At 60.0% G+C, this 9,844-nt stretch carries 10 protein-coding genes and 3 pseudogenes; 10 read left to right on the forward strand and 3 right to left on the reverse strand.

What is annotated here, in order from left to right:
- The 7 genes and pseudogenes from WCA85_RS16050 to WCA85_RS16080 form a co-directional block, all read left to right on the forward strand.
- On the forward strand, positions 1-743 hold a 743-nt coding region (locus tag WCA85_RS16050; protein WP_424065487.1), incomplete at its 5' end, for a 3-keto-5-aminohexanoate cleavage protein.
- A gap of 59 nt (positions 744-802) precedes the next feature.
- Positions 803-2,122, forward strand: a complete 1,320-nt coding sequence (locus WCA85_RS16055; RefSeq protein ID WP_424065489.1) for an MFS transporter — start codon at positions 803-805, stop codon at positions 2,120-2,122.
- 114 nt (positions 2,123-2,236) lie between these two features.
- Complete coding sequence (locus WCA85_RS16060; protein ID WP_424065490.1) at positions 2,237-3,217, forward strand: quinone oxidoreductase family protein; 981 nt, start codon at positions 2,237-2,239, stop codon at positions 3,215-3,217.
- 10 nt (positions 3,218-3,227) lie between these two features.
- A complete protein-coding gene (locus WCA85_RS16065; RefSeq protein WP_424065492.1) occupies positions 3,228-4,076 on the forward strand; it encodes a TauD/TfdA dioxygenase family protein in 849 nt (282 codons plus the stop codon).
- Positions 4,077-4,095: 19 nt separating this feature from the next.
- Positions 4,096-4,656, forward strand: a complete 561-nt coding sequence (locus WCA85_RS16070) for an RBBP9/YdeN family alpha/beta hydrolase (protein WP_424065494.1) — start codon at positions 4,096-4,098, stop codon at positions 4,654-4,656.
- Positions 4,643-4,840 (forward strand): annotated as a pseudogene (locus WCA85_RS16075) (Rieske (2Fe-2S) protein); the annotation flags it as partial. The gene WCA85_RS16070 and the pseudogene WCA85_RS16075, both read left to right, overlap by 14 nt.
- A pseudogene (locus WCA85_RS16080) lies at positions 4,821-6,194 on the forward strand (AMP-binding protein); the annotation flags it as partial. The pseudogenes WCA85_RS16075 and WCA85_RS16080, both read left to right, overlap by 20 nt.
- A gap of 23 nt (positions 6,195-6,217) precedes the next feature.
- Here the strand turns inward: WCA85_RS16080 and WCA85_RS16085 are convergent.
- Both WCA85_RS16085 and WCA85_RS16090 read right to left on the reverse strand, forming a co-directional pair.
- Positions 6,218-6,478 (reverse strand): UTRA domain-containing protein, encoded by a 261-nt coding sequence (locus tag WCA85_RS16085; RefSeq protein ID WP_424065496.1) that lies wholly within the window; start codon positions 6,476-6,478, stop codon positions 6,218-6,220.
- On the reverse strand, positions 6,457-6,675 hold the full coding sequence (locus WCA85_RS16090) for a hypothetical protein (RefSeq protein ID WP_424065498.1): 219 nt from the start codon (positions 6,673-6,675) through the stop codon (positions 6,457-6,459). Before WCA85_RS16090 ends, WCA85_RS16085 begins: the two co-directional genes overlap by 22 nt.
- A 532-nt stretch (positions 6,676-7,207) precedes the next feature.
- On the opposite strand from WCA85_RS16090, the gene WCA85_RS16095 reads away from it, so the two are divergent.
- The 3 genes from WCA85_RS16095 (at position 7,208) to WCA85_RS16105 (ending at position 9,560) form a co-directional block, all read left to right on the forward strand.
- On the forward strand, positions 7,208-7,585 hold the full coding sequence (locus tag WCA85_RS16095; protein WP_424065500.1) for a response regulator: 378 nt from the start codon (positions 7,208-7,210) through the stop codon (positions 7,583-7,585).
- Positions 7,586-8,337: 752 nt separating this feature from the next.
- Positions 8,338-8,757, forward strand: a complete 420-nt coding sequence (locus WCA85_RS16100) for a hypothetical protein (protein ID WP_424065502.1) — start codon at positions 8,338-8,340, stop codon at positions 8,755-8,757.
- A 62-nt stretch (positions 8,758-8,819) separates the two neighbouring features.
- Complete coding sequence (locus WCA85_RS16105) at positions 8,820-9,560, forward strand: 3-ketoacyl-ACP reductase (protein WP_424065504.1); 741 nt, start codon at positions 8,820-8,822, stop codon at positions 9,558-9,560.
- A gap of 104 nt (positions 9,561-9,664) precedes the next feature.
- Here the strand turns inward: WCA85_RS16105 and WCA85_RS16110 are convergent.
- Positions 9,665-9,844: pseudogene (locus WCA85_RS16110) on the reverse strand (phosphate ABC transporter substrate-binding protein); the annotation flags it as partial.

Raw genomic sequence — 9,844 nt, forward strand, 5'->3', positions numbered from 1 at the left:
ACGGCCAGGCCGCGAAGTGGCTGTCCGACGACACGCGCCACATGCTGGCCGATCTCGACCCGACGCCCGATCAGGTGACGGTTGCGATCAACACCACGCAGATGAACATCATGGAGCTGCTCTATCCAGCGTACCTGGAAGGCACGTCGCTGTCCAATCCCGCGCTCATGGCTGCCTACAGCGAAATGACGGTGCCCGCGGGTCCGGCCTGGGTTGAGGAGCACCTGCGTCGCCTGCAGGCCTCGGGCATCCAGCCGCACTTCCAGCTCACGGGCATCCATGCCCTCGAAACGCTCGATCGCCTCGTACGCAAGGGTGCCTACAAGGGTCCGCTCAATCTGACGTGGATCGGTATCGGCGGCGGCTTCGATGGTCCGAACCCGTTCAACTTCTTCAACTTCGTGCATCGCGCGCCGGACGGCTGCACGCTCACGGCTGAGTCACTGCTCAAGAACGTGCTGCCGTTCAACATGATGGCGATGTCCATGGGCCTGCATCCTCGCTGCGGCATCGAAGACACGATCATCGACCAGCAAGGCAACAGGATGACCTCCGTGCAGCAGATTGAACAGTGCGTGCGTGTGGCGCGCGAACTGGGCCGCGAGATTGCCTCAGGCAAGGAAGCGCGCGAGATCTATCGCATCGGTTTGCAGTACGAAACGGCCGACGAGACGCTCGCGGCCAACGGCATGGCGCCGAACCGCAAGGTCGGCATGAAGAACCTGCCGCTACACGCGGCGTAAGCGATTCGAGCGCAGCAGACGCTTTGACGGATATAAGCTGGACACGAAGGAGACGACTCATGTTCACCCATGCTGAGCCCACGACGGCTGATGTTTCGACGACGCAAAAAGACGTGCAAGCGTATGCGTGGGTGGTATTCGCCCTGACAGTGGGGTTGCTGCTCTCCGACTACATGTCTCGGCAGGTGTTGAATGCGGTGTTTCCGATGCTCAAGGGTGCATGGCACCTGTCCGATACCCGGCTTGGGTCGCTGAGCAGCGTGGTCGCGCTGATGGTCGGCGTGCTCACCTTTCCGCTGTCGGTACTCGCCGACCGCTGGGGTCGTGTGAAGAGCATTGTCCTGATGGCGACGATGTGGAGTCTCGCGACGCTCGGCTGTGCGCTCTCGACAAGCTATGGCGAGATGCTGCTCGCGCGTGCCTTCGTCGGTGTCGGCGAAGCCGCATACGGCAGTGTCGGCATCGCGGTCGTCCTCAGCATCTTTCCGGCACGGCTGCGCGCCACACTCGCCGCCGCCTTCATGGCCGGCGGGGCGTTCGGTTCAGTGCTGGGCATGGCTCTGGGCGGTGCAGTCGCGGCTCAGCTGGGCTGGCGCGCGTCGTTCAGCGCAATGGCGGCCCTCGGGATCGTGCTGGTCGCTCTCTACCGGTTTCTCATCACCGAAAAGCGGCTCGCGCCGCTGCAACCGGTAAATGTGGGCCGTCAGACGCAGGGTACCGGTGTGCGCATGAGCTTGCGCGCGCTGATCCAAGGACTCTTTTCGACAAAGTCGGTCGTATGTGCCTATGTCGGCAGCGGCTTCCATCTGCTGGTTCCGGCAGCTGTGTGGGCGTGGATGCCCAGCTTCCTGAACCGCTACTACGGCATGCCCACCGGAAAGGCGGCCATGAGCGCGGCTATGTTCGTGCTGGCCACTGCTTTCGGCATGGTGGTGTGCGGAAATCTGACCGACCGTCTCAGCAAGGACAAGCGTGAAAGGAAGTGGAGCACCGCCGTTGCCTTCTGCCTGATCTGCTTCGTTTTGCTCACGATCGGTTTCCGGATGCCCGCGGGTCCGGCACAGCTCCTCGTGATTGGCGCCGGCATGTTCTTCAGCGCAGGCGCCACCGGTCCCTCGGGGGCAATGGTGGCGAACCTCACCCCACCGTCGATCCACGCGTCAGCGTTTGCCACGCTGACGCTGGCGAACAACCTGCTGGGGTTGGCACCTGCGGCCATTCTGACGGGCATCGTGGCTGACCGGATCGGGCTGCTTGGCGCGTTGCAACTCGTGCCATTTGCACCTCTCGTCGCGGCGGTCGCCTTCTTCATCGGCAAGCGGAACTATGGCAACGATCTCGATCGCGTGAATGCCCTGCGTGAACAGGCCCGGAGCTGATCCGATGGTCACCCGCGAGCGTCAAGCTCTGGCAAGTGCGCCTGGCAGCAGGAAGCGCAGCGCCATCACAAGCGAAATTAATTTGTAGTTCGAATAAAGGATAGGAGACTCGAGATGACGAAAGCAGTGTGTTTCCATGAGACCGGCGGCCCTGAAGTCTTGCGCTATGAAAACGTTGAAGTGGGCGACCCGGGCCCTGGACAGGTTCGCTTGCGCCATGAAGCAGTGGGCCTGAATTTCGCCGACACCTACTTCCGCAGCGGACTGTACCCCGTGCCGCTACCTGCAGGCATGGGCGTCGAGGCTGCAGGTGTGGTCGAGGCAATCGGCCCTGACGTGGCCAACATCGCGGTCGGCGATCGCGTGACTTACACCGGCTTTCTCAACACCCTCGGCGCCTACAGCACCGAACGCCTGGTCCCGGCTGCAGCGCTTATCAAGCTGCCGGACGCGATCTCTTGCGAAACGGCTGCCGGCATGACGATGCGAGGCCTGACCGCGTCGTACCTGATGCGCCGAATTCACCATTTCAAGGCGGGTGACACCATACTGCTGCATGCCGCCGCCGGTGGTGTCGGCCTGATTGTGTCTCAATGGGCGAAGCTGCTGGGTCTCACCGTGATCGGCACCGTTTCGAATGAGGCTAAGGGCGCGGTGGCCCGTGCGCATGGCTGCGACCACATCGTCTACTACAGCCGCGAGGACGTCGCGAAGCGGGTGCGCGAACTGACCAACGGCGTTGGCGTGGACGTCGTGTTCGACAGCGTCGGCAAGGATACCTTCGAAGCGTCGCTCGATTCGCTCAGGCGTCGTGGCCTGATGGTCTGCGTCGGCACGGCGTCCGGACCGATCCCGCCGTTCAATCCGCAGATTCTGGCGATGAAGGGCTCGCTCTATCTGACGCGCCCCGCGTTGGCAGACTATATCGCCGTCCCCGCGGAGAAGGACGAACTCGCCGGCGAACTTTTCGGGCTTGTCGCCGCCGGCCGCATCAAGATCGAACTCAACCAGCGTTATGCACTGGAGGACGCGGCGCAGGCCCACCGCGACCTTGAATCGCGCAAGACGACCGGCTCGTCGGTCTTCGTCATCTGAGGAGAACGTCATGCGAGTCGAACAATTGACATGCGCCATCGGCGCCGAACTGGTCGGGGTGGATCTTGCCGATGCCATCGCCGATGACGGCCTGTTTGCCGAGATTCGTGCGGCGCTGCTCAAGTACCGCGTGCTGTTCCTGCGCGACCAGGAAATCTCGCGCGCCGATCATGTTGCGTTTGCGCGCCGTTTCGGTGAACTTGAGGACCACCCGGTCGCCGGCAGCGACCCGGAATATCCGGGCCTCGTGCGCATTTACAAGAACCCGGATCAGCCCAACGACCGGTATGAAAACGCGTGGCACGCCGATGCCACCTGGCGCGAGGCGCCGCAGTTCGGCGCTGTCCTGCGCTGCGTGGAGTGCCCGCCCGTCGGGGGCGACACGATGTGGGCAAACATGGCCCTCGCCTACGAGAACCTGCCAGACCACATCAAGACGCAGATTGCAGACCTGCATGCCCGCCACAGTATCGAGGCGAGCTTCGGTGCCGCGATGCCGATCGAAAAGCGTCTCGCTCTCAAGGCGCAATTCCCGGACGCGGAGCATCCTGTTGTGCGCACGCACCCGGAGACCGGCGAGAAGGTGTTGTTCGTGAACGCCTTCACAACCCATTTCACCAATTACCACACGCCGACGCGCGTGCGCTTCGGGCAGGACGCCAATCCGGGCGCGGGCGAACTGCTGCGCTATCTCATCAGCCAGGCCTACATCCCCGAGTACCAGGTCCGCTGGCGCTGGAAACCCAACAGCATCGCGATCTGGGACAACCGCAGCACGCAGCACTATGCAGTGATGGACTACCCGCCCTGTCACCGCAAGATGGAGCGCGCCGGAATTACCGGCGACAAGCCGTACTGACCGGGCAAGAGACCGCTTCATGACACTCGATATGACACCCACCATCCTGATGGTGCCAGGCTTGCGCGACTACGTCGCGGAGCACTGGCAAACACTGCTGGAGCGGAGACTGCCCAAGGTGGCCTCGGTGCCACCGCTTGAGCACGACAAACTTAGTTGCGCGGCACGCGTCGCAGCACTAGATGCTGCCCTCGCGAAAATTGATGGCCCGGTGATCCTGGTCGCGCATAGCGCGGGCGTGATGATCACGGTGCATTGGACCCAGCAGCACAGCCGCAAGATTCACGGTGCACTGCTCGCCGCCCCAGCCGATCTCGAGACTTCGCTACCGGCAGGCTATCCGGCCCTCGATGCGCTCACTCAGAACGGTTGGCAGCCGATTCCACGAAAGCCGCTGCCGTTTCCGAGCATTGTCGGTGCGAGCCGTAACGATCCACTCGCGCAGTTCGAGCGTGTCGCGGCGATGGCGAAAGACTGGGGCAGTCGGCTCGTCGACCTGGGCGAAGTCGGTCACCTGAATCCCGCTGCGGGGTTCGGTGAATGGCCGATGGCGGAGACACTGATCCATGAACTCGTCTGATCAGATACCGGTTGGCGCGCTCGATGAACTCGCGCCGGGCCAGCGAAAACTGGCCTTCTTGGATGACCGCAGCATTGTGCTGTTCAACATCGACGGCAAGATCCACGCAATCGACAACGCGTGTCCCCACAACGGGGCCTCACTCGCAAGCGGTCAGCTAGCGGGATGCATGCTGCGCTGTCCGTATCCAGCCGGGCGAGCGCGTAGCGACGCTGGCGTGGAACGGCTACCGGCACATGGAACTGTACTTCGCCGTGTCTGGAGCAGGCTCCGTGTTGCACACGCTCAACCCCCGTCTGCATGTCGATCAGCTCGCGTACATCATCGAGCATGCGGAAGATCGCGTCGTGTTCTTCGACTTGACGTTTCTGCCGCTGGTCGAGAGCGTCGCGCCGCGGGTCAAGAGCCCAACGGTCTTCGTCGCGATGACCGACCGCGCACATATGCCACAAGACCATAACCTCGCCACGAAGCTGCTGTGCTACGAGGATCTCATTGACGGCAACAGCGACGCTTTCGACTGGCCACTGCTCGACGAAAACAGCGCGTCATCACTTTGCTATACGTCCGGGACGACCGGGCATCCGAAAGGAGTGCTATACAGCCACCGCTCCACCTTGCTGCACACCTACGCGGCGGCGCTGCCGGATTCGCCGAACTGCTCGGCGCGCGATGTGATCCTGCCAGTCGTGCCGATGTTCCATGTGAACGCTTGGGGACTGCCGTATATCGCCTGCATGGGGGGTGCGAAGCTGGTGTTTCCAGGACCCGCACTCGACGGCAAGTCGCTCCATGACCTGATCGAGGACGAACAGGTCACGCTGTCGGCCGGCGTCCCGACAGTCTGGCAGGGACTGCTTGCGCATGTCGACGCAATTGAGGGTTCGTTTTCGTCGATGAAGCGCACGATTATCGGCGGAGCACCTTGCCCGACCGCGATGACGATGGCGTTCCAGATGCGCCACCGTGTCGACGTACTGCACGCATGGGGCATGACGGAATTGAGCCCGGTGGGCACGGTTTGCAGTTTCAAGGCGCATCAGGTGTCTCTGCCCATGGAGGAGCGCTATGCGCTTCAGGCAAAGCAGGGCCGCACGGTGTTCGGCATCGACATGAAAATCGTCGACCCGGAAGGCAACGATTTGCCGTGGGACGGCACTGCGAGGGGCGACCTTCTCGTGCGCGGTCATTGGGTCACGCAAGCGTACTTCGGCCATGACGGCAGCTCGCCGCTGCACGACGGATGGTTTCCTGCCAGTGCGCAAGGTGTGTCCGATATGGCGACATCGGACACTGCTCCCGTTGGCAGGAAAGCGAACCGTGCCCTGCGCCGTAGGGTTTATGCCGCTATCGGGAAGGACAAGGAAATCAGCGCCGGAGATATCAGTGTCATCGCGAAAGACGGCGCAGTGACACTGAATGGCACAGTCACGGAAACTGCCCAGATCGGCAACGCCGAGGCAATCACCCGGGGCGTTTCCGGAGTTACAACGGTGACCAACAAGCTGACGGTGAAGAAACCGTTGGGCGGCATGTAAGCTGCCATGGTCAAGCCTGCTCGCTAAGCGTCCGAGCGTTTCAGACGCATCGAAACCGAAAAACGCTCTGCTGGATGGACGCTGATCGACACCTCGAACGTTTCGCCAGCTGAGTCGATATATCGCCGCACGATCTCGAGAGCGGCGGTTCCTTTGTCCACCATCAGCCTATCTGCGATTTCCTCTGAAACCAGCACCGCCTGCACGCCTTGCTGGATCTCGTCGATACACCGACCACAGCGCGCCTCGATCAGCGAACTGATCACCCGTGGCTGTCTACCCACGCGCGAGCCCAGGCGAGGCCGACCAATTCCGCTTCTCTTTGCGAGTCGAAGGCGCCTAACGTGCCAGAGGCTTCAACGAACTTCGTGTCCCTTGTGACTGTCGCACTTGCTGCATATCGCTCGGCTTGCAGGATTTCCTCCTGCTGCAGGATTGCATGGCCCCACAGGACGTAGCTTCCGTATTTCTCGTTCTGCATTTAGCGCTCAACCTGTATGCGTGCCTGCCCGCGATGGACGCGAATGACGTTTCCCTCCGCGGTGAGTTTGCGAGGAATGTTGTCGAACGTCGGTCCGCGTTTGCTCGTTTCAACTGCCATGTCCGGTGCCTGTGCTTTGCCGGCAGTTGTAGCGACCAAGGGGTGTCGTCTGTGGAAGGTAGCATGCGCGGCGCTGAGGCGTGCACTGTGCTCCCAGACAGGTCGCGATTTTCTTCAGCGAGACCTGCATGCCATGCGTAAGCCGGCAACGCTTAATCACTTCACGCGAATCGGCGTCGCAACACTCGACAAAGTCCTACGCAGAAATCTCACGGACGTTCGTGCTGTCGATTTCTAAGTTAAACACTGGTTCACATCGGGGAAACCCTTTAATATCCCTAGACGCTCCCAAATATTAAGATAATATAATATTACTAATTTTGGAAAACCCTGTTTTAGCTGATACACCCGTCGCGATATTTAGACTTCTATTCGATCGTGTCGGCGCCTGCTTTAGTGATTAGGAGTTGGAATGCACGTGCTGGTCGTCGAGGATAATGAAGTAGTCGCAGATAGTCTGGCTTTTCTGCTGGACTGCCATGGTCACCGAGCTACCGTGGCGCCTGATGGGGAGACGGCGCTCTCGCTGATTTGCCGCTGCGCTTTCGAGCTCGTTTTTCTGGACGAGAATCTGCCCGGAATAAAAGGAAGTAGCGTCGCACTTTCAATTCTCAACAGACCTACCGTGAACCGGCCGTTCCTTGTCTCCATGACTGGGGACAATGACAACGGCGAACTGACGTTACTCTTCGATGCCTGCCTCCACAAGCCGTTCCCTGCGGAAGCATTTTTGCAGGTTATCAACGCTGCTCAGAGCGGCCGTGTCGCGAACACCCGCCTGGCCGCTTAGAAGCGCAGTGCGTGTTGTTCCCGTAAGTCAGGACCTTATGGCGCTCGCTTTATTTTTACGCGCGCTTCGAACTTTGTTTTTTACTCCGCCGCAACAAAAGCGGATAAAAATATCTACGTCCCATTTTGCACAGCTAAAACGTTTTAGCCGACAAGCAATTATTTTTTGTTTGACACCGTCGTACCGACGAAGGAATAGTCAGACTTGCCATTATCTGGGGTCCGGGGTGCGATGTAACTCTCCTGGGTTAACCATGAGGTCATGAGGCCGTCATAACTGGTACGTAAATTCAGCCAGCGGTCGGCATAGCCGACATTGAATTGCACAAAACATATATCTGAGAGAAGTCGGAGAAGATGAATCTTCATACTAAAACTATCGGTCATCTCGAGCGTAGTGCCGGGAATGACCGCCTGAGGCGCGCCTTGGCCGCACGCTTCAACGGGGCACTAAAACGGGCCGGCATCAGTTCGGCACGCGCAGCAAAGTGGCTGGGAGTCAGTGAATACGACGTGCAATATTGGCGAAGCGGAATTACCGTCCCGCCGCTGAACGCCTGTATGCGTCTCGCCACCATCCTCAATCTCGATGTTCACTGGCTTTGCACAGGGCAACCCCAGGTCGCCTGATTCGCATTCCTTCACAATCTCGGGCTAAGGGAGCTTCCCTCCTTGCGCCCACACGTTCTGATGTTCGCAGTCCTGTCGGCATTGCTTTCGCGATGACGCTACTGGGCGCATCTCCGATGCGGCATGGCGGGTGTTTCCGCAGAACCCGAGGGTATCGACGTGAAGTCAGCTAAACAAAACGGGGCGTTCGACGAAGCACTGCGCCTGAATCAATACGAGGTCGAGTTGGCGCGAGGTGCCTCGCATATCGCGAGCATGCTGTACGAGGAAAGCATGCTCACGGCGGTCAGGGAAACCATGCTTCAGTTCGAGTCCAGGTACGGACACGGCGACCTGAAAGCATTCGCGCATGCTCTTCTCAAAAGACTCGAACTGCGCGGAAAGCCGGCGGCGGCCAAGGTGCTCCAGGACTTTATAGAGTGCGGCCGTTTGGCAGAGGAGGTACCCAGCGCGCGACCCGGACCTGTGTCTGCTCGCAAGCCCGTCGCCCGGAAGCTGAAAAGCACGGACTCACGGAAGACCAAGGGGCGCGAAGCACCGTAGGCCGCATGCATGCAATCGAACCAAAAGTCTCAATCTTTAACAGCATCAACCGAGGGAAGAACATGTCAAAGCGAATCGCTTATGTAACCGGTGGTATGGGTGGAATCGGCACAGAAATCTGTCAGCGGCTGTTCAAGGACGGATTCACGGTCATCGCTGGTTGTGGGCCCAACTCTCCGCGGCGGGAAAGATGGTTGACAGAGCAGGAGGCGCTTGGATTTTCGTTTACCGCGTCCGAAGGGAATGTTGGTGACTGGGAGTCTACCGAGGCTGCGTTTGCCAAGGTCAAGAAGGACCTCGGAGAGATTGACGTGCTGGTGAATAACGCCGGCATTACGCGGGATGGAACATTTCGCAAGATGTCCCGGGAAAACTGGAACGATGTCATCGACACGAACCTGACGAGCCTCTTCAACGTCACCAAGCAGGTCATTGAGGGGATGGTTAGCAAAGAGTGGGGGCGAATCATCAACATCTCATCCGTGAACGGACAGAAAGGACAGTTCGGCCAGACCAACTACGCTACCGCGAAGGCAGGCATTCACGGCTTTACGATGTCGCTTGCCCAGGAAGTTGCGACAAAGGGGATTACGGTGAATACGGTTTCACCCGGATATATCGGGACCGATATGGTTCGTGCGGTACGCCCCGAAGTACTGGATGCAATCATTCAAGGTATTCCGGTGCGCCGTCTCGGAGAGGCGTCGGAAATCGCGTCAATTGTTTCGTGGCTTGCCAGCGATGAATCCGGCTTTGCGACGGGTGCCGATTTCTCGCTCAACGGTGGGCTTCACATGGGTTGAGACTTCTATAGATACGTGGTCCGCGCAAGCCGCCAGAAGCCATCGCCTGGGTTCATACCAGATCAGCGACGAAGTGCAAGTGGTTTCGCCGCACGGACGGTCAATCAGCCCAGGCTACCCGTGACATCGTCGAACAGTTCGTCGACCGAGAGGCGACGCGGAATGATCTTCTGGTCAAGCGCCCAGTCGATCGCCAGTTGCAGACCCTTGCGGTTCGCCTCCAGCCCAATCGGCGGGAACACGGCCGGCACGCCTTCGGCGAGCACGCGGCTCTCGACGACCAT

Origin of the sequence: Paraburkholderia sp. (assembly GCF_049581445.1) — a bacterium.
In the GTDB taxonomy this organism is placed as follows: Bacteria; Pseudomonadota; Gammaproteobacteria; order Burkholderiales; family Burkholderiaceae; genus Paraburkholderia.

Excerpts from the sequence above, each read along its gene's own strand:
- WCA85_RS16055 (WP_424065489.1), top strand. The coding sequence starts at position 803 with ATGTTCACCCATGCTGAGCCCACGACGGCTGATGTTTCGACGACGCAA.
- WCA85_RS16060 (WP_424065490.1), top strand. The coding sequence starts at position 2,237 with ATGACGAAAGCAGTGTGTTTCCATGAGACCGGCGGCCCTGAAGTCTTG.
- WCA85_RS16065 (WP_424065492.1), top strand. The coding sequence starts at position 3,228 with ATGCGAGTCGAACAATTGACATGCGCCATCGGCGCCGAACTGGTCGGG.
- WCA85_RS16070 (WP_424065494.1), top strand. The coding sequence starts at position 4,096 with ATGACACTCGATATGACACCCACCATCCTGATGGTGCCAGGCTTGCGC.
- WCA85_RS16090 (WP_424065498.1), bottom strand. The coding sequence starts at position 6,675 with ATGCAGAACGAGAAATACGGAAGCTACGTCCTGTGGGGCCATGCAATC.
- WCA85_RS16095 (WP_424065500.1), top strand. The coding sequence starts at position 7,208 with ATGCACGTGCTGGTCGTCGAGGATAATGAAGTAGTCGCAGATAGTCTG.
- WCA85_RS16100 (WP_424065502.1), top strand. The coding sequence starts at position 8,338 with ATGGCGGGTGTTTCCGCAGAACCCGAGGGTATCGACGTGAAGTCAGCT.
- WCA85_RS16105 (WP_424065504.1), top strand. The coding sequence starts at position 8,820 with ATGTCAAAGCGAATCGCTTATGTAACCGGTGGTATGGGTGGAATCGGC.